This window comes from Pectinatus haikarae (assembly GCF_050916305.1).
Taxonomy (GTDB): Bacteria; Bacillota; Negativicutes; order Selenomonadales; family Selenomonadaceae; genus Pectinatus; species Pectinatus haikarae.
On record NZ_CP116940.1, the window covers coordinates 2,545,865 to 2,568,039 of the forward strand.

Annotated in this window: 19 protein-coding genes and 3 riboswitches; of the genes, 2 read left to right on the forward strand and 17 right to left on the reverse strand. The window is 39.1% G+C overall.

Annotation, left to right across the window (positions count from 1 at the left end; all coding sequences use genetic code 11):
• Positions 1 to 28: 28 nt before the first annotated feature.
• Positions 29 to 198: riboswitch (M-box (ykoK) riboswitch) on the reverse strand.
• Positions 199 to 313: 115 nt separating this feature from the next.
• The 3 genes from NXG61_RS12275 to NXG61_RS12285 are packed head-to-tail and all read right to left on the reverse strand — an operon-like array spanning position 314 to position 2,229.
• A complete protein-coding gene (locus NXG61_RS12275; RefSeq protein ID WP_196604935.1) occupies positions 314 to 751 on the reverse strand; it encodes a Fur family transcriptional regulator in 438 nt (145 codons plus the stop codon).
• A gap of 1 nt (position 752) precedes the next feature.
• The gene (locus NXG61_RS12280) at positions 753 to 1,559 is read right to left on the reverse strand and encodes a metal ABC transporter permease (RefSeq protein WP_196604936.1); all 807 of its coding nucleotides are present in this window, start codon (positions 1,557 to 1,559) and stop codon (positions 753 to 755) included.
• Positions 1,546 to 2,229, reverse strand: a complete 684-nt coding sequence (locus tag NXG61_RS12285) for a metal ABC transporter ATP-binding protein (protein ID WP_196604938.1) — start codon at positions 2,227 to 2,229, stop codon at positions 1,546 to 1,548. The genes NXG61_RS12280 and NXG61_RS12285 overlap by 14 nt, the downstream gene beginning before the upstream one ends.
• Before the next feature lie 176 nt (positions 2,230 to 2,405).
• Between NXG61_RS12285 and NXG61_RS12290 the strand changes: the two genes are divergently transcribed.
• On the forward strand, positions 2,406 to 3,323 hold the full coding sequence (locus tag NXG61_RS12290) for a metal ABC transporter solute-binding protein, Zn/Mn family (RefSeq protein ID WP_196604940.1): 918 nt from the start codon (positions 2,406 to 2,408) through the stop codon (positions 3,321 to 3,323).
• An 86-nt stretch (positions 3,324 to 3,409) separates the two neighbouring features.
• Here the strand turns inward: NXG61_RS12290 and NXG61_RS12295 are convergent, their stop codons facing one another.
• The 14 genes from NXG61_RS12295 to ileS all read right to left on the reverse strand — a co-directional run bounded on the left by NXG61_RS12295 (position 3,410) and on the right by ileS (position 20,737).
• The gene (locus NXG61_RS12295; RefSeq protein ID WP_196604942.1) at positions 3,410 to 3,916 is read right to left on the reverse strand and encodes a folate family ECF transporter S component; all 507 of its coding nucleotides are present in this window, start codon (positions 3,914 to 3,916) and stop codon (positions 3,410 to 3,412) included.
• Positions 3,917 to 3,980: 64 nt separating this feature from the next.
• Positions 3,981 to 4,081, reverse strand: a riboswitch (THF riboswitch).
• A gap of 34 nt (positions 4,082 to 4,115) precedes the next feature.
• Positions 4,116 to 4,595 (reverse strand): Mini-ribonuclease 3, encoded by a 480-nt coding sequence (locus NXG61_RS12300; protein ID WP_196604944.1) that lies wholly within the window; start codon positions 4,593 to 4,595, stop codon positions 4,116 to 4,118.
• Positions 4,595 to 6,025 carry a cysteine--tRNA ligase gene (gene cysS, locus NXG61_RS12305; protein ID WP_307222689.1) on the reverse strand — a complete coding sequence of 477 codons (1,431 nt, stop codon included), beginning with the start codon at positions 6,023 to 6,025 and terminating at the stop codon, positions 4,595 to 4,597. The genes NXG61_RS12300 and cysS overlap by 1 nt, the downstream gene beginning before the upstream one ends.
• Positions 6,009 to 6,758 (reverse strand): serine O-acetyltransferase, encoded by a 750-nt coding sequence (gene cysE, locus NXG61_RS12310; protein ID WP_196604948.1) that lies wholly within the window; start codon positions 6,756 to 6,758, stop codon positions 6,009 to 6,011. Before cysE ends, cysS begins: the two co-directional genes overlap by 17 nt.
• A 199-nt stretch (positions 6,759 to 6,957) precedes the next feature.
• Positions 6,958 to 8,421, reverse strand: a complete 1,464-nt coding sequence (gene gltX / locus NXG61_RS12315; RefSeq protein ID WP_196604950.1) for a glutamate--tRNA ligase — start codon at positions 8,419 to 8,421, stop codon at positions 6,958 to 6,960.
• 58 nt (positions 8,422 to 8,479) lie between these two features.
• Positions 8,480 to 8,968 (reverse strand): 2-C-methyl-D-erythritol 2,4-cyclodiphosphate synthase, encoded by a 489-nt coding sequence (ispF, locus tag NXG61_RS12320; RefSeq protein WP_307222687.1) that lies wholly within the window; start codon positions 8,966 to 8,968, stop codon positions 8,480 to 8,482.
• 1 nt (position 8,969) lies between these two features.
• A complete protein-coding gene (gene ispD / locus NXG61_RS12325; protein ID WP_196604952.1) occupies positions 8,970 to 9,737 on the reverse strand; it encodes a 2-C-methyl-D-erythritol 4-phosphate cytidylyltransferase in 768 nt (255 codons plus the stop codon).
• Between the two features lie 141 nt (positions 9,738 to 9,878).
• A complete protein-coding gene (locus NXG61_RS12330) occupies positions 9,879 to 10,994 on the reverse strand; it encodes a PIN/TRAM domain-containing protein (RefSeq protein ID WP_196604953.1) in 1,116 nt (371 codons plus the stop codon).
• Between the two features lie 283 nt (positions 10,995 to 11,277).
• Positions 11,278 to 12,639 (reverse strand): DNA repair protein RadA, encoded by a 1,362-nt coding sequence (radA, locus tag NXG61_RS12335; RefSeq protein ID WP_196604991.1) that lies wholly within the window; start codon positions 12,637 to 12,639, stop codon positions 11,278 to 11,280.
• 145 nt (positions 12,640 to 12,784) lie between these two features.
• Positions 12,785 to 15,331: an ATP-dependent Clp protease ATP-binding subunit gene (locus NXG61_RS12340; RefSeq protein WP_196604954.1), complete on the reverse strand. Its 2,547-nt coding sequence runs from the start codon at positions 15,329 to 15,331 to the stop codon at positions 12,785 to 12,787.
• A complete protein-coding gene (locus NXG61_RS12345; RefSeq protein WP_196604955.1) occupies positions 15,328 to 16,410 on the reverse strand; it encodes a protein arginine kinase in 1,083 nt (360 codons plus the stop codon). Before NXG61_RS12345 ends, NXG61_RS12340 begins: the two co-directional genes overlap by 4 nt.
• Before the next feature lies 1 nt (position 16,411).
• Positions 16,412 to 16,969, reverse strand: coding sequence for a UvrB/UvrC motif-containing protein (locus NXG61_RS12350; RefSeq protein WP_196604956.1), 558 nt, complete (start codon positions 16,967 to 16,969; stop codon positions 16,412 to 16,414).
• Positions 16,970 to 16,972: 3 nt separating this feature from the next.
• Positions 16,973 to 17,428: a CtsR family transcriptional regulator gene (locus NXG61_RS12355; protein ID WP_196604957.1), complete on the reverse strand. Its 456-nt coding sequence runs from the start codon at positions 17,426 to 17,428 to the stop codon at positions 16,973 to 16,975.
• Positions 17,429 to 17,626: 198 nt separating this feature from the next.
• Positions 17,627 to 20,737, reverse strand: coding sequence for an isoleucine--tRNA ligase (gene ileS / locus NXG61_RS12360; protein ID WP_196604958.1), 3,111 nt, complete (start codon positions 20,735 to 20,737; stop codon positions 17,627 to 17,629).
• 546 nt (positions 20,738 to 21,283) lie between these two features.
• Positions 21,284 to 21,416, forward strand: a riboswitch (cyclic di-AMP (ydaO/yuaA leader).
• A 56-nt stretch (positions 21,417 to 21,472) separates the two neighbouring features.
• On the opposite strand from ileS, the gene NXG61_RS12365 reads away from it, so the two are divergent.
• Positions 21,473 to 22,093 carry a C40 family peptidase gene (locus NXG61_RS12365; RefSeq protein ID WP_370871617.1) on the forward strand — a complete coding sequence of 207 codons (621 nt, stop codon included), beginning with the start codon at positions 21,473 to 21,475 and terminating at the stop codon, positions 22,091 to 22,093.
• The last annotated feature ends 82 nt before the right edge of the window (positions 22,094 to 22,175 follow it).

Sequence of the window (22,175 nt, forward strand, 5' to 3'; positions counted from 1 at the left end):
GCAGGAGGGTTCGCAAGCGCAAAATATAAGCATATTTTAATCGTCCAAGCTTTAGCACTGCATAACGTAGAGTAAAATACTCAGCTATTTCGGGTAATACCTTATTTCGATAAAACCTGTCCTACCCATTGGCATCTCTCGATGTTTCCGGGCAATAGCCTATGTTTATTGCAGGAACCTCACCTAACAAAACTATATATAATTATTTACTGGAATATATTATCACTTAAAAATATAAAATGCAATGGTAATTCTCGTTTCATCAAAACATTAATATAAGTTTAACAAAAGTATGTTTTTTAATTTGATGCTTTTACCCCATGGCAATAATTTTTTGACATTGCCGACAATAACCATAAAGCTCCAAACGATGATTCACAACAGAGAAGTGTGTAGATTCTTCAACACTTTTTTCAAAATCCTCCAAAGGACAATGTTCAAGCAAAACGATTTTTTTGCAGCGCATACAAATAAGCTGATGCTGATGCGTTTTCGGATAAAGGGAATACACAGACTTGTCATCCAAAAAAGATGTTCGTATCGTTATATTTTTTTCTGTAAATTTTTCAAGAACTCTGTACACTGTGGACAGATTTATGGAAGAATCACTTTTTATAGCTTGCAAATAAAGTTTCTCTGCAGTCTGAGGAGTCTGAATTTTCGCGAGAATAGACAGCAGTAAATTCCGCTGTTTTGTACTTTTCATACCATGTTCATTTAAATAATTTTTATAATTACCGCAATCATCCACTTTAAATAACCCTCCCAGATCTTACTATGCGTTTATAAGAGAGAACACAAAGCAGCAGCAGTACTGCATTTATTGCTATTATTCCTCCTGGTGCGGCATTTATCCAATAGGAAATGATTATCCCGGAAAAAATGTCTATATAACTGAATATTACACCAAAAAGAAGCGTTTTTCTAAAACCCATTTCCAATTGAAGAGCTGCTGCAATAGGCAGCGCAATCAACGAGCTGATAACTAAAATACCGACAATGCGTATTGAGATAGAAATAGTAGCGGCCACTATAATAGCAAATAAATAGTTTATAAGCCTTACATTGACTCCGGCAATAGCCGCTCCCTCTTCATCAAAAACCATAAACATAAGCGCCGAATAAAATTTATAGACCAAAAATAAAGAGACAACACTAAAGAACAGTACCCAGTAAAAATCTGTAAGTGTAACAGTCAAAATACTGCCGAACATCAATGAATCAATATTAGCATGCACTAGCCCTGAGCTTAAAAGTGTAATAGCTATGCCGATGGAAAGAGAAAGAATAATAACAAGTATCAATTCTGCATACGTGCGAAAATGTTTTCTCAACCATTCAATAATAATACTAAAAAGAGAAACCATTAAAAAGGCACTCAAAACAGGATTTTGCTCAAAAAGCATCCCCACAGAAATACCGGCCAATGACGCATGTGACAATGTATCCCCCATCATTGAATATCGCCGCAAAACGAGAAACATGCCAATAACAGGACATAATGCCGCAATAAAAATAGAAATTAAAAATGCATTCTGCATAAAACTATAGGTAAACATTTCCTTTATTCTCTCCTAAATCACTTTTAATATATTCCTTTACATATTGCTCCGGCAGACAGATGTGGCCTTTACCCTTTTCTATGTGATAAAACGCTGTAGAATTTTTCAATGCTGCCTGTAGATTATGTTCAACACAAATGACTGTTGTTTTATCCTGTCGATTAAGATGCAAAAGGAAATTATATATCTCAGCCTGACTTTGTCTGTCTATCCCATTGGAAGGTTCATCTAAAATAAGCAGCTCAGGGTCGCTTAAAAGTGCTCTTGCGATGAATACTTTTTGACATTGTCCCCCGGAAAGCTGACCAATTAAAGTATTTTCTTCGTTTTCCATATGCAGTAAAGTCAAAACATCGTTTATTTTTTTATTGACATATTTCCTCCTCACATTTTTATAGCAATACAATATTTCTTTTACTGTTATGGGGAAGTGTGTATTAAGTTGATTAAAGCGCTGCGGTACGTAAGCCATATTGGCAAAAGAATTCTCTATCGTCCCCGATGATGGTTGTAATAATCCTAATATCAAACGTACCAGCGTACTTTTTCCTGATCCATTAGCCCCTATTATTGATATATAATCCCCTGTATTCACCGAAAAATTTATATCTTGCAGCAAATTGGGTTTATTGCTGTAAGAAAAATATAAATGCTCTATATTTAGCATTGCGTCCTCCATATTTTTTCATATCGACAATATACTCTTTTATATTATACTTGACATTTTCCTTTTCTTATTATATCTTTATATTGTCTTAAATGCAAATAGTTTGCATTTGCATATCACAAAATAAATCTATATTGGTATAATAACATTATCTATTTGAAAAGGATGGCGTTTTTATGAAAAGAATTTTTCTTATTCAGATTTTTTTATTGATTGCTTTATTATCCATGACCGGTTGCAAGACCGGCAGCGAAGAACAGCAAAGTGCCGGTGAACCAGCAAAAATAAAAATTGCTGCCTCATTTGAAGCTGTCAAAGCCATCACTGAAGCTGTCGGCGGTGAACACGTCGAAGTTTATTCTATCATCCCTGATGGCACTGAGCCTCACAATTTTGAACCCACTGCCAAGGACCTGATGAATCTGCAAAATGCCGACTTATTTGTTTATAACGGATTTGGACTGGAAAGTTCGTGGCTTGATAAAGCGCTTTCCTCAACAAATGAAGAAAAAAAACTTACTGTAGTAGAAGCCTCAAAAGGAGCTGACCCCTTACTTCTTGATGAAAAATCTGATGACGGCAAAGCTGTTACCGATCCTCATATATGGCTGAGCATCAACGGAGCTGAACTTGAAGCAGAAAACATAAAGAACGCCTTAAATAATGCAGATCCTGCTCATAAAGATGATTATGAGAAAAATTTTCAAGCCTTTAAAAATAGTCTAGATGGATTGAAAAAAGAATATACTGCTAAATTTGCTGATTCTCAAAGAAAAGATTTCGTAACAGGACACGCTGCATTCGGTTATTTGGCAAAGGATTTTGGCTTAAAGCAAAACAGCGTTTCAGATGCGCTGCTTTCTGGTGAACCGAGTGCAAAAAAATTGAAAGAGCTCACAGATTATTGCAAAGAAAACAATGTTACTACTATTTTTGTTGAAGATATGGTAAGCCCTAAAGTTTCTGAGACATTAGCCCGTGAAGTTGGTGCTAAAGCCGTCGAAATATATACACTGGAAAGCCTTCCTGAGGGTATGGACTACATTTCAGCACTGAAATACGATCTTGAAAAAATATACGAAAGTCTTAACTGATTAAAGTTATCACTGATCAACAAAGATGAAGGCTGGTATTTTGTCCAGTCTTCATTTTTGTTGATTTTTTCTGTTCTCTTTTTAATTCAGAAAATTTTCTGCCGATATTTTTGTACAGCCTTATAAACCACACTAAAAAAAATAATATTGATCGGCAGAAAGATAAGTCCTTTTATAAACCGGCTCAGTAAAAAAGTCATTGCTGCTTTATGATAAAGCATACTAAGCCAAAGGGTGTTAAAAAATAAATCAACAATAACGAATAAAAATATAAAAGTACAGAATATTCGTTTCATTGAAATATTTTTATTATAAAAGCAATAACCGTATACATATCCGCTAAAAAAAGCACTGAGAGTGAATCCCGGAAAATAAAATCCCGGAGAAAAAAGCATACAGCCGAGTAAATCGGCAGCAGCTCCTACCATACCTCCATGTAAAGGTCCGCAAATAGCTGCGTAAACAGCCAATGGTAAAAAGCCAAAACTTATCCGCAGAAATGGTGTTTGCACCGCGAATATATGTGTAAAAAGAATTATCAAAGCAACAAATATACCATTCAGAACAACCATTTTAGCTTTAAAGTGATACAAAAAAAACACCTCCATATGTTTTAGCATGACGTCACTGCATATCAAGATGTTTTTCTTTTGATGCAGCAGCGGGATGCAATGAATGTACCGCAAGCTTAAAAGCTTTTCGTCCGAATGACAACTCCCCGTTCATCCGACACTTAACGCACAGTCACTTACTCTGCTAAATATTGATTTTTTATAAAGCCATAGTTTAAATTTAGAGATATTCTTGTTCTATTTTTTTTATAATTAACTGAAATGCCCTTTCACACAGCTTATTCAGTCGTACCGTGTTATCTGTCAGCTGCAGATAGCCAATAATTGCCTCAATACCCGTGCTGGTATGATAATCAGCAATACTTGCCGCACGCGGAGCGTGCGACTTTGCATTATAGGCTCTGCGAAAGATATCCCTTTCCTGTAAAGTGAGCTCTTCTTTTAAATTTTTATATGCATAAGCCTGATATACTGCCGATACTATTTTTGCTCCAAAGTCGTTAAGAACCTGAACTTTATTTTTCTCAAAGAGAAGAAGTCTGGTACGCACAAAAAGATGAAAATATGCATCGCCTATATAAGCCAGAACAAGCGGTGGCAGCAGCTCAGCTTCAACACTGTTATAATGCTGCCTTATATTACCGGTATCATCTGTTTCAAACATATGTCTGCACAAATATTGATACTGAGAAAAACGCATTATTTTTTCCACCGCGCCCCTGTGGGCGAATCTTCAATGATAATGCCTATTTTTTTCAATTCATCTCTCAATTTATCGGCAACGGCCCAATTTTTATCTTTCCGGGCGTCCTGACGAATTGAGATTATTATGTTCATCAATGAGTCAACAAGACGGCTGCTTCCTTCATCATCAGACTGTATCTGCAAAATCCCCAGAATATCCGTCATATCCGTATAGACAGATAAAACCTCGTTCAGATTTTTCCTGTCAGCAGCTACTTCCCCTGCTGCCACAGCCTGGTAATACACATTTATTTTTTTTGTCAGATCAAACATATCGGCAAGCGCAAGAGCCGTATTAAAATCATCCTCCATTGCAGCATAAAAACTTTCTTTTGCTTTTTGGGCAAACTGTGCTAAAGAAGCTGCACTGTCAGAATCAGCTCCTGCCGCCGACAACAATTCTTTCAGTGTGTTTTTAGCATTACTCAGACGGGAAAGTCCTGCTTCTGCCTCCTTCAACCGTTCATCGCTGAAATCAAGCGGACTGCGGTAATGAGTTGCCACAAGGAAATAGCGAAGTACCTCTGCGGGATATTTTGCCAAAATGTCTTTCACGGTAAAGAAATTATTTAAAGATTTACTCATTTTTTCCTGATTTATGGTAATAAAACCATTATGCAGCCAGTATCTGGCAAAGGAATGTTCATCACAGCAGTAGGACTGTGACTGAGCTATCTCATTTTCATGGTGCGGAAATATAAGATCACTGCCGCCGCCATGAAAGTCAAAGGTTTTTCCTAAGTATTTCAAAGACATAGTAGAACATTCAATATGCCAGCCCGGACGGCCTTTTCCCCACGGGCTTTCCCATGATGGTTCACCAGGTTTTGCAGACTTCCATAAGGCAAAATCCATAGGGTGATGCTTTCTGTTATCTATTTCGACACGCGCACCCGCCTGCATATCGTCAAGCTTACGACCGCTCAGCTTACCGTAACCAGCAAATTTTTCCACGCTGAAATAAACATCGCCATCCAGAGGATAAGCTGCACCTTTTTCTACAAGACCTGTGATCATTTTTATAATATCTTCCATATTTTCCGAAACACGCGGATATACATCAGCTCGTCCAATATTGAGCTTATCCATAACATCAAAATAACTTGCTATGTATTTGTCAGAAACCTCCTTCCACGTGCGGCGGCTTTCATTGGCAGAGCGAATTATCTTATCATCTACATCAGTAAAATTCTGGATATGTTTCACCTTATATCCAAGTTTGTGGAAAAAACGTTTTATGACATCCCAGGTAACAAACGGACGGGCATTGCCAATGTGAGTATCATTGTACGGTGTTATACCACAGACGTAAATACTCACCTGCCCCGGAATGACTGGTTTAAACTCTTCTTTTGTTTTAGTTAATGTATTATATACTTTTAGCATTTTTCGTATTCACTTCTTTTTCTAGATTTATTACCTTTTCTTCGAGATTTTTAACTTTCTCCAAAAGCCCTTTTATCATATCGAGCTCGGGATCAGGCAGTTTATCATGCGCTAAATCTACATCCAGTTCTTCAGCCAGTTCTTTTTTCAATGCTTCAGAAACAGCCTGATTTTTCGCATTATCAACTAAGGTATATTTGTCTACACGCCTTCCCTTCATCAGCACAACACGCCCTGGAATACCAACCACAGTCGCATACGCCGGGACCTCTTTAAGGACTACAGACCCCGCCCCTATTTTTGCATGATCGCCGACCGAAAAAGAGCCAAGGATCTTTGCTCCCGAGGATACTACTACATTATTGCCAATGGTAGGATGACGCTTTCCCTTTTCTTTTCCCGTACCACCAAGTGTAACCCCCTGATACAGGGTAACATTGCGCCCAAGTTCAGCAGTTTCACCTATAACAATGCCGGTACCATGATCAATAAAAAGACCTGGCCCAATGGTAGCACCCGGATGAATTTCAACACCAGTTAAAAAACGGGCAAAATTAGATATAAGACGAGGAAAAAGTACAAAATTACGGCAATAAAACCAGTGAGCAATACGATAGAACCAAATAGCATGAAGCCCCTGATAGCATAAAACAACTTCCAGCACGCTCCTGGCAGCAGGATCGCGTTCAAAAACCACTCTAATATCTTTTTTTAATATATGCAATAATTTCATAGCATTCTCCTAAAGAAAAAGGTGTGCAAAAAAACACTGTAACCTGTTTTTAGGACACACCTTTAGGTTTCCACTAAAATAAATGAAAAACTACCATCACTTCTTAACAATACCCATCTTTATAATATCCCGTATTAATGAGCCCAGCAATAAAATCATACAAATACATTATCGCATCAGAATATAAAAACCGTAATAATCATAAAGCGGGCAGTACTTTTTCAATACGGTCAAAAACTCTTTCACGTCCGAGCACTTCAATGATTCCCGCTAAATCCGGTCCATGCATCTGACCCGTCACAGAGATTCTCACCGGCATATATACTTTCTTACCGCCTACTTTTAATTCTTTTGTTATCTGTTTAAATATAGGCTGTATATGCTCCGCATCAAAATCAGCGATTCCGTTCAATTTTTCTTTAAAAAGACCTATGACGGAAGGCACTGTCTCATCAGTCAGGATTTGTTTAGATTCAGCATCTTCGACAACAATATCATCATTAAAATAAAGATCTGCAAAATCCAGAAATTGTGCACCGTAGCTCAGATGGTCACGAATGATTTCAGTGAACCGCACTAGTTTTGCCATTTCATCAGCGGCTATAGGTTCATTCAAATATCCTTTTTCCAACAAATGCGGCACAGCCATCATTGTAATTTTTTTTGTACTTAATTTTTTCATATACTGGGCATTGAGCCAATTCAATTTATCTATGTCAAATACTGCAGGATTTTTTGCTACATGGTCCATTGAAAAAGCTTTTATTAATTCATCTATGGAAAAAATTTCTTTTTCATCCTGAGGTGCCCATCCCAAAAGAGCCAGAAAATTCACTAGCGCTTCAGGCAGATAACCCAGATTTTTATACTGTTCAACAGAAGTAGCACCATGACGTTTGCTCATTTTCGAATGATCTTTGCCAAGTATAAGAGAAATGTGGGCAAATACAGGTACAGTAAAGCCAAGTGCATCATATAACACTACTTGCCGCGGTGTATTGGATAAATGTTCTTCTGCTCTTATAACATGAGTGATATTCATCAACGCATCATCTATGACCACCGCAAAGTTATATACAGGAATGCCATCTGCCTTAACAATAACAAAATCGCCCACTCCGTTTGAGTCAAACTGCATATGTCCCCGCACCATATCATCAAACTCAACTGTTTCATTTTCCGGTGTACGAAATCTTATCGTCGGTTTTCTGCCTTCAGATTTATATTTTTCTATTTGATCAGCTGTAAGATGTCTGCAGTGCCCTTGATAAATAGGCATTTTATTTTCTTTCATCAAGGCTTCGCGTTCTGCAGCAATTTCTTCTTCTGTACAATAGCAGTAGTACGCTTTCCCTTCATCTACAAGCTGCTGTGCATATTTTTTGTAAAGTTCAAGGCGCTCCATCTGATGATACGGTCCATATTCACCGCCTACATCGACACCTTCATCCCAATCAAGACCGAGCCATTTTAAAGATGCCTTTATATTTTCTTCCGACTCTTTGCTTGATCTTACTCTATCGGTGTCTTCTACACGCAGTACAAATTTCCCATTAGAGTACTTTCTTGCGAGCAGCCAGTTAAAAAGTGCACTGCGTGCCCCTCCGATATGAAAAGGACCTGTTGGGCTCGGAGCGAATCGAACCCGGATTTGTTCTGACATTTAACTATTACCTCCAAATAATACTTGTACAGTATATTTTAGCAGAAATACCATTACACTACAACGTCTTTCCGCCAGTTTCAATAAGTGCCACGGCGTTCGAAGATATTCCCTCACCCTTTCCCGTAACTCCTAATTTTTCTTCCGTAGTTGCCTTTACATTGATCTGGTCTTTGCCGATTTTTAAGACATTGGCAATATTGCTGCGCATCTCTTCAATATACGGCGCCATTTTAGGAGCCTGAGCCACTATAGTAGAATCAATATTGGAAATAGCGAATCCGTCTTCTCTTAAAAGTTCTCCCACTCTGCGCAAGAGAACCATGCTTGAAATGCCTTCATATTTTTTGTCATTATCAGGAAAATGATAACCTATATCACCAAGTGCAGCCGCTCCCAGCAAAGAGTCAGCAATAGCATGCAGTAAAACATCAGCGTCCGAGTGACCAAGCAATCCCTTTTCAAAAGGAATATCCACTCCGCCTATGATCAGCCTGCGATTATCAACTAACCTATGTACATCATAACCGGATCCTATTCTTATCATTTCAAATCCTCGTTTTGAATATTTTTGCTTTCATTTCTTCAAGCGCATTGGAGATGGCAACAGATACTCCATTTTTCACTTTTGAAACAGCCTTTTTGCCAAGAACAGCTTCCGCATATATAAGATCGTCGGGCGATGTTATTTTTATATTTTTGTAATCTCCCATGACAACCCTCACCGGATGTCCAATATGCTCGACCAGGCTGGCATCATCAGTGCCAAAATATTTATCCAGTCTGGCTCTTTCATGCGCTTCAAGCAGTAAATCTTTTCTAAATCCCTGAGGTGTCTGCATCATCCATAATTTATTTCTGTCCGGTGTATTCACGACTGTATTATCATCACCAATCACCTTTATCGTGTTTGTTACCGGGACAGCAGCCACAGCCGCACCTGAACACTTCACTTCATCTATAACATTTTTTATTACACCAGATGTAATAAGAGGTCTGGCAGCATCATGAACAAGAACTATATCTGTATCGGCAGAAACTTCCATCAAACCATTATAGACAGAGTATTGACGTTCCGTTCCTCCTGCCACCACCTTGCAAGGTTTTATTCCCGGCAGAGAATTCAATACCTTGGATACTGGTTCTACTTCTCCCGGTGCAGCCACAATAATAAAATTATCCACTAAATTACAGCGTGAAAAACTCAAAAGAGTATGTATAAGGATTGGTTTATCAGATAAAGCGGCAAAGACTTTATTGAAAGAGGCTCCCATACGCCTTCCCTTCCCTGCGGCCGGAAAAATAGCCGTGATCACTTCATATCACCCTTCTTATGCTTCCTAAATAGGCTGCGGTATCACCGCAGCCTATTTAATTCATGATATCATATAACAAAATCCTATTTTTACTAAAATGTATAAACTCCATGATTTTATATTTCCGAACAATTGTGCCGCTCACTTTGGTTTCGCAAAGATCATCCGACCTGCTGCTGTCTGCAAAACTGACGTCACTGCTACCGGAAGAGTAGTATTTATATATTTCCTACCCCCTTCAACAACAATCATTGTACCGTCATCAAGATATGCCACTCCCTGCCCTTGTTCCTTGCCATCCTTCACTATTGTAACAGTCATAGCTTCACCGGGTATTACCACTGGTTTCAGCGCATTAGCCAACTCATTGATATTTAGAACAGAGACTCCCTGTAAATCTGCTACCTTATTTAAATTATAATCATTAGTTATAATCTTCCCGCCGGCTACCTGAGCAAGTTTGATCAGCTTGGAATCCACTTCACTTATTTCGTCAAAATCACGTTCATCTATTTGAACAAACATATCAAACTCTGTCTGTATCCTTTTTAAGACGTCAAGACCGCGACGGCCACGAGTCCTTTTTAAAAGATCAGAAGAATCAGCAATATGCTGAAGCTCTTCCAAAACGAATACAGGAATAAGCAGCGTACCTTCAATGAAGCCGCTCTGACATATATCAGCAATACGTCCGTCAATTATCACACTTGTGTCAAGCAATTTATAATCTGTTCTTAATGCTGATTTTTCCTCTGCATTCTTTTTATCTTTTGGTTGTTCTCTAAACAGACGAGGAAATAACGCAACTATCTCATTACGTTTTTTTATTGTTATATGTATACCCAGATATCCCAATACTATACTAAATATGATAGGCAAATAACTGCCGACGATAGGTACTCCAGAAAAAGCAGCTCCCAAAAGATTGGCGATAACAAGACCAATTGCCAATCCGCACACTCCAGCAATAACATCATGAATCTTCATTTTATTAAGCTGCGTTTCCACCCACATGGAAAATCTTTTTAATAAAATCAATAAATATGGTGAAACCACGTAACCGACAATTCCACCACCGACTATACCGCACAAACCTATTATCAAATGTGCCAGAGTAATACCAAAAACATTGAGATTGATATTGAGATATTCAGAACTTATCACCAAAGCAATCAGCGGACTGACCAGCTGCATGAGTGCCAATCCGAATATAGCAGCAAGAAGAACTATCAAAACACGCAATATCTTTTCTAACACAGACATCATCTCCAAAATAATAAAATATAATTGCAAAAATTTAGATCCGTTATTTACTCGAAGAACGGATCCAGAGCGGCATCTGTAAAAAATGCCGATATAATTATGAATATAAGGACTAAACTAAAATCAAAAGGATTATAAAATATATGAATTAATAGACTTATAATACTAAATGAAAAAGCTTTTGTCAAAATAAATGCCTTTATAGTATTTTGATTCTGTTCATAAAACATAAATTTTTCAAGCCGTCTGTTCCTATAAAAAAGTTAAAGGCAGTATTTCAAAATACTGCCTTTAATGCTTCTTTTACAGTAGTAACTCCGATTACAGATACATTTTTCATATGACCTATTGAGCTGATGTTCTTTTGAGGTATGATAATATTTTTAAAGCCGAGCTTGCAGGCCTCCTTAATGCGTATATCCGCACCGTTAACTGCCCGTACCTCACCCGTCAATCCCACCTCGCCAAAAACAACGGTTCTTTCTTTTACAATCTTATTAGTAAAACTTGAGGCAAGTGCTATGCATAATGCCAAATCACAAGCCGGTTCATCTATTTTTATTCCGCCTGCTACTTTGACATAAACATCACAAGCTCCCATACTCAAATTTATTCTTTTTTCCAGTACAGCCAATAACAGTTGTATACGCTTGATATCCACAGAATCGGCTGTCCGCCGCGGTGGAATATAAGGTGTCGCAGCAACAAGGGCTTGTATTTCCACCAACAAGGGCCGTGTTCCTTCGACTGTAGGAACTATTACAATACCCGGACCAAGCACCGTCTCCGATAAAAATAAGCTAGAGGCATCAGGAACATCTTTAAGCCCTGTATCACGCATCTCAAATAAACCCAGTTCATTTGTGCTGCCAAACCGATTTTTAATGGCACGTAAGATCCGATACTGAGCATTGCGTTCACCCTCAAAATAAAGCACGGTGTCAACAATATGTTCCAAAACACGCGGCCCAGCCAGAGTTCCGTCCTTGGTGACATGCCCGATTATGAAAACTGCTATTCCTCTGCTTTTAGCTATACGCAAAAGCTCAACCGCACACTCGCGCACCTGGCTCACACTGCCCGGAGCACTCTGCACATCAGGCCGGAAAATGGTCTGTATAGAATCCACTATGAGCAGCTCGGGCTTTTCCGCATCCACATGTATTCCGATACGTTCCATATCTGTTTCGCTGAGCACTTTCATTGTATCAGACAGCGCATTTATTCTTTCGGCACGCATACGTATCTGCTGCAGACTCTCTTCACCTGTTATATAAAGAACTTTTTTGCTTTTGGAAACACAGGAGCACACCTGCAGATTAAGGCTGGACTTGCCGACACCAGGATCACCGACAACCAGCACCAGACTGCCAGGAATAATACCACCACCCAGAACCCGGTCTAGTTCGGAAGAACCTGTGGAAAAACGGGGCATTTTTGCCAGAGAAATATCCGAAAGGAGCTGTGCAGATTGCGGACGATCAGTCAGGCCAAGTGATAAACCGTGTCTCACATCAGTTTTTACCGTTTCCTCCACCATAGTATTCCAGGAGCCGCATCCCGGACATTTTCCCATCCATTTGGGTGAATCATATCCGCAGCTTTGACAAACAAATACATTTTTCTTTTTAGGCAACAACATCACCATTTCCTATTTCTAATAAAGCGTGAAATGATTTTATAAAATGACCGGCCAAGCCAGAGGACAGCAATCAGAAAATTCAATAGAAAATTCATCATCCTCTTTATGACCGGTTCATTTTTTTGTAAAAAATTCCTGTGCTTCATTCATCCTGCAGCTTTGCAGCACCGCTACCAGTCGCAACATCAGCTGCAGCAGTCTTTGCTGGTTCATTTGACTCATTTATAGGCTCTGTTTCCTGCAATGAAAAAGAAAGCTTGTCATTTTTTTTATCATATGAAACTTTTATCGTATCTCCATCAGCAAACTGTTTTTGCAAGAGACTTTCTGCCAGTTCGTCTTCAAGATGTTTCTGAATAGCTCTTTTTAAAGGGCGAGCTCCAAATTTTATATCTGTCCCTTTATCAAGAAGAAATTTTTTTGACTCATTATCAACATTTATACTTATACCAATGTTTTTTAATCTTTTTGTCACATCCAGCAGAAGAATATCCACTATTTTCATCAAGCTGTCCTTATCAAGCGGGCTGAAAACAATCATTTCATCAATACGATTCAAGAACTCCGGTTTAAAAAGATTCTTTACTTCTTCCATTATCTTTTTTGAACGGACAGCAAAATCTTCTGATGCGGCAGATCCCGTATTAAAGCCCATGGTTGAGGTGTTTTTTCTCAGTAATGATGCTCCGACATTCGATGTCATGATAATGACCGTATTTTTAAAATCCACCGTTCTTCCCTGTCCATCAGTAAGACGTCCGTCTTCAAGTATCTGCAGCAGCAAATTGAAAACGTCGGGATGTGCTTTTTCAATTTCATCAAGTAAAATTACTGAATATGGCTTTCTCCTGACAACATCAGTCAGCTGACCGCCTTCCTCATATCCCACATAGCCGGGAGGCGCACCGACCATACGTGACACAGTATGTTTTTCCATGTACTCAGACATATCAAAACGGACCATGGCATTTTCATCTCCGAACAGCACTTCAGCCAGTGAACGGGCCAATTCTGTTTTACCGACGCCTGTGGGCCCCAAAAACATAAACGAACCAATTGGTCTTTTGGCATCTTTAAGCCCTGCCCGAGCCCTGCGCACTGCCTTTGCTACAGCGATAACAGCAGTATCCTGTCCGACTATGCGTTTATGGATTGTTTCTTCCATATGAAGGAGCCGCTTTGCCTCTTTATCAGCCATGCGTCTTGCAGGAATGCCAGTCCATGATGATAGTACATCTGCTATATCATCATCTGTAACAAGGATTTGTTTCTCTTCTTTTGCTTTCAACTCATCATTGGATTTTTTCAGAGCATCTTTTATTTTACTTTCTTCATCACGTATATTGGCCGCTTGTTCAAAATTCTGAGCATCTATAGCGGTCTTTTTCTCAGTATCCAATTTATCCAGTTGTTCTTTGAGCTGCTTTAATTCTTCAGGATAAGAAATAGTTGCCAGTCTTACTTTGGAGGCAGCTTCATCCATCAAATCTATTGCCTTGTCAGGAAGAAAACGGTCATTAATATAACGCGATGACAGTTTTACTGCCGCCTTGACAGCTTCATCCGTTATTTTTGCCTGATGAAACTCTTCATATTTACTGCGCAAACCAAGCAAAATACTTATGGCATCTTCTTCAGACGGTTCATCAAGCAAAATCGGCTGAAAACGTCTTTCGAGAGCGGTATCTTTTTCTATATATTTTTTATATTCATTAAGTGTAGTAGCACCTATAACCTGTATTTCGCCACGTGATAAAGCCGGCTTCAGAATATTAGCGGCATCAATTGACCCTTCGGCAGCACCTGCACCAATAAGAGTGTGCAATTCATCTATGAACAAAATAATATTGCCGGCCTGCATGATTTCATCAATAATATTCTTTAAACGTTCCTCAAATTCACCGCGATATTTAGCGCCGGCAACCAAAGAACTCATGCTCAGACTCATAATACGCTTATTAGCAAGTATTTTTGGCATTACACCTTCAGTCATTCTTTTTGCCAGACCTTCGGCAACAGCAGTTTTGCCGACACCGGGTTCGCCTATGAGAACAGGATTATTTTTTGTGCGCCGCAGCAAAATTTGAATGACCCGCTCTATTTCTTTAGCCCGGCCGATAACCGGATCTATCTTATTTTTGAGGACAAGATCTTTGAGATCACGGCAATATCGATTTAGAAAGGGAGTTTTCTTCACAGCATCGGCCTCACTGCCCGAAGTGCTGCCGTCATTTCCCTCTGTATCATGCTGTCCATTATTGATCATGTCCATTATGGTAGAATGGATTATGTCAAGATCGACTCCCAAGGATACAAGTATCTTCGATGCTATTGCCTCATCCTGCCGAATAAGTCCAAGTAAAATATGTTCAGTGCCGATATAATTATGCCCCAGCGCCGCCGCCTCATCTTCCGCAAAATTCATGACCATTTTGGCCAAGGGAGTATAAGACAATGGATCTCCTGCCATAATAGGCGGAATAATAATAATGTTGTTGAGCCTGCTTTTCACCATATCTCTGGTTATACCGAGAGATGTCAGCGCTTTTGCGGCCAACCCTTTTTCTTCTCTGGACAGACCAAGCAGAATATGCTCCGTACCTATATAACCGCAACGCTGTTTATTCGCTTCATAATTAGCAAGTTCCAATACCTTTTCAGCACTGAAAGTCAATTTATTGTTATTCATGAGATCACTTCCTTATCAGATGAGCTGTCAGAAATTATTTCGCGTGCAATGTCAGCTCTTTTTTTATCAATTTCCCTTTGTGACATGTTTTCCTTTTCCTGCAAATTTGTTAAATAATTTGTTCTACCAGCAATGATGAGTTTATTGAAAACATCAACATCAATACTTGTAATTATCTTTTCGTCAATTCCTATGCGGACATTGCTGACCAAGGATAAAAGTTCTCTTTCTGAAAGGCTGCGTGCGTATTTCAAAATGCCTAATGCTCTCCAGGCCTGATCACACACCTTATCTTCGGCATATGCTAAAAGTGCCCGTCTCGCCTCACGTTCATGAGATACGATTTCCTGAACTGCCCTTGAAAGATTTTCCGTTAATTCCTTTTCATTGAAGCCAAGTGAAAGTTGATTCGCAATCTGAAAAAGATTGCCCGGAGCGTTACTGCCATAAAACCCCCGCACTGCCAGTCCCAACTGCGGAGATATGTTTATAATTTTAGCGATCTGATTAGTTGCTGCCAATCCCGGCAGGTGGAGCAGCACAGAGGCTCTCAATCCTGTCCCAAGATTTGTCGGACATGCTGTTAAATATCCCATATTATCATCAAAAGCTATATCATATTCTTCTTCAATGCAATTATCAGTATCAAAAGCCGTCATCATCGGATCTGAAAGATCAAGGCCGCTCTTCATGCATTGAATCCGAAGATGATCATCTTCATTGACCATTATTGATATGTCACTGTCAGCATTTACAATTAATGATCTTGAATCTGAATGTTTTGTAAAATTACCGCTTATAAGATGTTTTTCAACAAGCACTCTTTTTTGGAGATCAGTAAGTTTATCCATATCAAGGCATATATAATTAGTTTTGGTAGTTGCTGATATTTTATCTAGAACACTCAAAAGTCTGCTTCTGGCATCAGCCAATTGCTCTGTTGATGCCCTGTTTGGAAAAGGAAGATCTTTAAAATTTCTGGCAAGACGTATGCGGCTCAATAGAACGATGTCACTGTCTGTCCCCTTACCGTCCATCCATGTAATATTATTGTCTGTAAAAATATTCTGCAGCATCATCCTAAGACCTCCCTTCATTCAGATTCAATTCTTTTTCAAGCCTTCGAATACAGTCACGCACCTGAGCAGCCTTTTCATATTCTTCGCTGTCCACATATGTTTCTATCTGCTTACGAAGTAAAGCAAGTTCCTGCTGTATATTTAATGTTTTTCCTGCACGATGAGGAATTTTTCCTGTATGTTTACTTGAACCGTGGATACGTCTAAGCAAAGGTTCAAGTCTGTTTCTGAATGTATTATAACACGTGCCGCAGCCTATTTTCCCCGATCGTGTAAAATCCATATATGTCATACCGCAGGAAGGACAGGCATATTCTTCTCCCGCCGGAGGTGCATTAGCCGGCGTGGTCTGCTGATCATTAGGAGAATTATTAAAAATTCCAGAAAGGAAATCATTGACAGAGAATATTTCCGGCTGGTTCTCAGAATGCTCCTGCATTATAAAGTCACCATATTTAGCAGCACATTCCTCACAAAGATAACGGTCAATTTTATTATTGCCATTTATCTGAGTAATATGCATACAAGCATCATTTTTCTTGCAGTTATCACATAACATTTTTTATTCCTCCTCTGCAAAATCAGCCAAAGTTATAAATAAGGAACGGAGAAACTTTACCCTGTCTGATGACGAAAGTTTATCGTAAATATTATTGAATGCTTGATAAATCAATGCAGCCTCTCTGTTTTTTAGCAGATCATGCCTTAACATATAATCTATCATATTATGGAGGTCTTTTATAGTAGTTTCTCCATTTATTTTGTCGATCAGATCATTATAAACCAGCTCTTGCAGCGGTACCCGCGTTATTCTTATAAATCCGCCGAGGCCTCTGCGCGATTCCACCACAAACCCCTTATCAGAAGTAAAGCGTGTATTCAAAACGTAGCTTATCTGTGAAGGGGCACATTCTATAACACCAGCAATATCAGCACGTTTCAATATTACATTGCTATTCTGTTGTGCAGCTAAACGCTGCAATATATAGTGTTCAATAAGATCCGCTATATTACTCATAATCACTCACCTTCAAATCTTACTTATATTATAGTATATTATATTTGACTTTTTGACTTTTTGCAAGCATTTATTTATTTTTTCTAAGTAATTATTTGCCGCTTTGAATTAATTATTTTGAGTAACATCACTATATATTTCAATGCTCATTCCTAAATAAAAACAGTGCTGCCCGTCATTTAACAGGCAGCACTGTTTTTATTTCACATACAAAATAACCTTTTCACCATTTATATTCCATTCTTTAGAAAATCCTTCCAATTTACCTGATTCAATGGAATCAGCCAAGACTATTTTTTGTATATCAGTACAATTTCTTTTAAGAATGGAAGCAATTTTTTCATTGCCGTCCACACAAACTTTTATTCTATCTGTGACTTCAAAACCGTTTTCCTTGCGCATAGTCTGTATTTTGCTGATTATTTCACGCACAAAGCCTTCTTCAATCAGCTCAGGAGTGAGTGTCGTTTCAATGGCAACCACAACCTTATTATAAGTTTCAGTTGCGAATCCCTCAGTCTGTGTCACAGAAATTTCAACATCCTCACGAACAAGAGTGAAAGCTCCACCAGACAATGATATTTTCAGGCTGCCATTTTTATCCAGTTCTTCTTTTGCCGCATGTCCATTAAGCGATGCAAGGACTTTTTTTATTTCATTAATCTGTCTACCGGCTTTTGGTCCAAGAATTTTAAACTGAGGTTTAAAGCTATATGCCAAATATTTTTCCATATCATCTTTAAAATCTACATTTTTTATGTTAAGCTCATCAGCAACAATAGCTTTATAGAAAGCATCCAGCACAAAAGGAGCTTTTACAAACATCTGCCCTATAGGCTGACGATTTTTTATATTTGCCGTGTTGCGTGCAGCGCGTCCCAAAGAAACAATTTCCAGCACAAGCTGCATATTTTTTTCTAACTCTTCATCTATATATGCTTCATTGGCAGTAGGAAAATCGCATAGATGGACACTTTCATTAGCATCTGTATAAGAGTTTCTCACTAAATTTTGATAAATAGTATCCGTTATAAAAGGAATCATTGGCGCCGCAAGTTTTATAAATGTAGACAAAGCCATATAAAGCGTCATATAGGCATTAATTTTATCTTCGGTCATATCCTTGCCCCAGAAGCGTTCACGGCTGCGGCGAACATACCAGTTGGATAATTCATCCACAAAATCCTGCAGTGATTTGGCTGTCTCCGTTACACGATAAGCCGATAAATTTGCATCAACGGATTTTATCAGACTATTAAGACGTGAAAGCAGCCACTTGTCCATCACCGGCAGGTTTTCATAGTCCAGTTCATATTTTGAAGGATTAAATTTATCAATATTAGCATAAAGAATATAAAACGCATACGTATTCCATAATGTTCCCAGGAATTTCCGCTGTCCTTCCTGAACGGCATCATCATGAAAGCGATTTGGCAGCCACGGTGCGCTGTTTTCATAAAAATACCAGCGGATAGCATCTGCCCCATGCTTCTGCAAAGCTTCCATCGGTTCTACGGCATTGCCTTTTGACTTGCTCATTTTTTGGCCATTCTTGTCCTGAACATGACCGAGAACAATTACATTTTTATATGCCGGTTTATCAAAAAGCAATGTAGATATAGCAATCAAAGAATAAAACCAGCCGCGAGTCTGATCCACCGCTTCAGAAATAAAATCAGCCGGAAATGTTTTTTCAAACAGTTCCTTATTTTCAAACGGGTAATGCCACTGGGCAAACGGCATTGCTCCAGAGTCAAACCAACAGTCTATTACTTCTGGCACACGATGCATTTTCCCTCCGCACTTAGGACATTTTATGGTAACTGTGTCAAGAAACGGACGATGCAGTTCTATATTGTCAGGACAATTATCAGACATAGCTTTCAACTCATCTATTGAACCGATTGAATGTTGATGACCGCATTCACATTCCCAAATATTAAGAGGTGTCCCCCAATAACGATTACGACTGATGCCCCAATCCTGAACATGCTCGATCCAATCACCAAACCGGCCTTTTCCGATAGTCGGCGGTATCCAGTTGACTTTGTCGTTATTCCTTATCAACTTTTCACGCACAGCTGTCATTCTTATGAACCATGATTCGCGCGCATAATAAATCAGCGGTGTATCACAGCGCCAGCAATGAGGATAACTATGCTCAAAATTTGGTGCATCAAAAAGAAGTCCTTTTTCAGCAAGATCCTTCAAAATAAGAGGATCCGCTTTTTTGACAAAAACACCCGCCCAATCGGTTTCCTCTGTCAGACAACCCTTTGCATCAACGAACTGTACAAAGCCAATATCATATTTGCGGCAGACGCGGGAATCGTCTTCACCAAATGCCGGCGCCATATGAACAATACCTGTGCCATCTGCTGTGGTCACATAATCATCACATGTAACATAGAATGATTTTTTCTTTATCTTCCCAATGGCAAATGGATACAGCGGTTCATATTCCTTGTATTCCAGTTCTTTACCGGGAAGTTTTTCAAGAACAGAAAAATCTTCGCCGAGGACCTTAGATGCAAGTGTTTCAGCCAAATAATATGTGTAATCACCACTTTTGGCTTTTACATACATTACTTCCGGATTTACGCATAAAGCCAGATTTGAAGGCAGCGTCCATGGTGTTGTGGTCCATGCGAGAAAATAAGCGTTCTCTCCCTTGACTTTGAATCGAACTATTGCTGAACGTTCTTTTACATCCTTATAACCCTGTGCCACTTCATGTGAAGAAAGTGGTGTTCCGCATCGTGGACAATAGGGAACAATCTTATGCCCCTGATATAATAGGTCTTTTTCCCAGATGGTTTTCAATGCCCACCATACAGATTCAATATATTTGTTGTCATAGGTAACATAGGGATCATCCATATCTGCCCAATAACCGACAGTTCGTGAAAATTCCTCCCACATCCCCTTATATTTCCATACACTTTCTTTGCATTTCTTTACAAATGGCTCTATACCATATTTTTCGATCTGCTCCTTGCCGTCAAGACCCAACAGTTTTTCCACTTCCAATTCCACCGGCAGACCGTGAGTATCCCAGCCTGCCTTGCGAACGGTTTGATATCCTTTCATTGCTTGAAAACGAGGTATCATATCTTTGATAACACGGGTCAAAACATGACCTATATGCGGTTTGCCGTTAGCCGTAGGCGGTCCATCATAGAAAGTGAACATATTATTTTTTTCGCGCTGGTCTATACTTTTTTGAAAAATATTGTTTTCCTGCCAAAATTTTTCAATATTCTTTTCTCGCTGCGTAAAGTTCAAACTTGTTTCCACTTTTTCATACATACGATAATTCCTCCAAAGTAAAAGTAATATTTCGCCGGATTGCTGCTATTTGATACAAAAAAAGCCCTCACCCTAAAACAGGATGAAGGCCGGACTGATCATCATACCACCTATTTCACATACCAACATATGCAACCCTTTTAACGGCAGGACCCGGCATAAGCCTAATAATTACCACAACCAAGTGCCGCATAAGCGGCCTTTTATTGAAGAAAATTTTCAGCCAGCGGCTCAGGAGTGATCTGCAAAAATATATATCGGCACCGATCTCACACTGTCATCGGCTCGCTGCAGCTGTCTATATTCCGCCCGTCTCCTTCAAAGCCTTTATTAATATTATGCTTGCTATAATATCACAAAATTGTTTTAAATTCAAACATGATCTTTTTTTATTTTTGAGCTATCCTCAAATTTAAAAATATTTTTTCATATAAATATTCACCTTTGATATCAAGGTAAAGACTTGAATGAAAAACAAATTATCAGATAAATGCATAAATTCCAGCTTGCTTTTTTTTACAAATACTAGTAAAATATACAACATGAGTAAATTAAAAACCGAATCCAGCTCAGGAGCGGGGGAACCAATTTTGGGGTGAATGTTGTTTTTTACAAGGGCCGGTTTCTTCTTCTGTCCCTAATCCGACAGCTAACCTCGCAGGTAATAAAAAAAACAAAGAGAGGAGTGGCCTTTTGAGTAAGATATTGCGATTGATTGCGTTATCGGCGTTATTTATGTGCTGGTTTTCAGTTGCCAGCGCGGATGCTTTTCGTGCGGGTGATCAAGGTACACAGGTAGCGGAGATTCAAGGGGAACTTGCAAACTTAGGTTATGATGTTGCTGCTGACGGGGACTTCGGTCCGGCAACACAGGAAGCTGTGAAAGAATTTCAGGCTTCAGCGGGAATTAGTGCAGACGGATTGGTAGGACCGCAGACCTATCAGGCACTTATGGGCAGAGCTATGCCTCAGGTAAGCCGCGGCTCGAATTATTACGCTCGGAGAATAATTCAAACATCGCTTCAATACATAGGTGTTCCGTATGTATTTGGCGGTACCACACCGGGTGGATTTGACTGCTCGGGATTTACTCGTTACGTATTTGCCAACGCGGGCATTTCGCTGCCGCGCACGGCTGATGCACAATATGAATTAGGAACACCTGTCGCATATGACGATTTGATACCGGGTGATTTGGTATTCTTTTCAACTTATACGTATGGTGCCTCTCATGTAGGAGTTTATATGGGTGACGGTAAATTTATTGATGCCTCGACTAGTCGTGGTGTCACCATTGATTCGTTGAATAGCGGCTATTGGAGCTCTACATATATTGGAGCTCGCAGAGTAATATAATGTATTTTTCTTAGGCAGGGGAAACTTCGGGTTTCCTCTTTTTTTATTTGCTATGCAGATGATTTATTTGCTATAATGTTAA